At 68.2% G+C, this 1,385-nt stretch carries 2 protein-coding genes; both read left to right on the forward strand.

Translation table 11 applies throughout. The annotated features are described in order from the left end of the window. Positions 1–149: alpha/beta fold hydrolase (locus tag ACFU8Q_RS41485; protein ID WP_384465407.1), on the forward strand; the 149-nt coding region annotated here is incomplete at its 5' end. A 700-nt stretch (positions 150–849) separates the two neighbouring features. Continuing rightward, entirely contained in the window at positions 850–1,158 is a 309-nt protein-coding gene (locus tag ACFU8Q_RS41490) for a hypothetical protein (RefSeq protein WP_384465404.1), read from the forward strand. Positions 1,159–1,385: the final 227 nt, after the last annotated feature.

Genomic DNA, 1,385 nt, shown 5'->3' on the forward strand with positions numbered 1-1,385 from the left:
TGCCGCGCCTGATCCCCGGGGCCCGCGCCGAGATCATCGCCGCGACGGGCCACGGACCGCAGATCGACCATCCCGACGTGGTCAACGCCCGGATGCTGAGCTTCATGGAGGATGTCGACTCCCTCGACCCGGCCGCAGCCGACGCCTAGGGACGGAGCGGCGGGTCAGGCCGACGTCTACGCCTGGCTCGCCCACGCCCTGGCCGCGCACCTTGCGCACCACCGCGACCCGGCCGCCCGCGAGGCCGCCGTCGGCCTTCTGCCGCCGCCGGTCCTCGCGCACGCCGCGCTGACCGGCATACCGTGGCGAGATCTTCGTGAGCGTTTAGGTGCCGGCTTGCAGGCCAGTCGGGCGCCCGCTGGAAGCCATCTGGCTTTGCTCACGGGTTTAGGGTTCTGGCACCCATTCCGTGAATGATCTCGCCGGCTCTCGCCAGCAGTAGGCGCGCGCGTTACGTGAGCTGCGCGGACCGCACGTCACCGGGGTCCGGTGGAGCCCGGACTCAAGATCGCTCGCGGAATGTGTGCCAGAACCGGGTTTAGGCAGCGGTTGCTCAGCACTTTGGAAGGCACCCAGACTGTGCGATGTTCGATGTTCACAAGAGACGACAGCACTCGGCCGCCGACCACAGCTGCGCCACTCGATTGCTCCAGCCCAGGGGAGCGGACCCCCCAAGCACGCGCGGTGGTCATGGCCGAGTGAACTACTGGATGCTCCAGCGGTGCGGGTGGTGGGGTTCCTTGAGGCAGGCGAAGATGTTTAGTTCGCCCCAGCGGCCTACGGTGACCTTGGTTGGCGTGGCGTTCAGGTGTGTGGGCAAGTCCTGTTCTTCTAACGGAAGCCTCCAAGGTGGACCTGGTGGACTTCGGCCGTAATCCCAAGGCGCCGCAGTTCGGCCGGTTCGGCACGCTGAACGTGCGCTACGGCAAGGCGAAGCGGGGGCAGCCGCCCCGGCGCCGGAATGTGCTGTCGGTGATGGACTGGGCTGTGGAGGCGGTGCGCGACTACGCCGAGAACATTCGCCCGCGGTTCGGGTGTGTGGACCATCCCGCGTTGTGGGTGACCGAGCGGGGAGGCCGGATCAAGCCTTCGGCCGCCCAGCGAACCGTCCGCGCCTTCGCCCACCAGCAGGCCGAGACGGCGCGCTCAACCGGCTGAAAGTCCATGCCGCTCAGGATGCCCCGCTCGTTGGCCGTTCGTCGCATTCATCGCGTACGGCAATACGGCCGGAATGCATCCGCCCTGGCGACGCGGCCGGATCACTGGCTGTCAAAACTTCTGACAGCAACACCGGCTTCCTGGTCCGTTCCTCCTCGGACCCCTCAGATCCACGGAGACACGCGGCGCGCGGCGCACCGCGGCGGTCGTCGCCAGGGGGCGTCGAC

The organism is Streptomyces sp. NPDC057543 (genome assembly GCF_042801895.1).
In the GTDB taxonomy this organism is placed as follows: domain Bacteria; phylum Actinomycetota; class Actinomycetes; order Streptomycetales; family Streptomycetaceae; genus Streptomyces.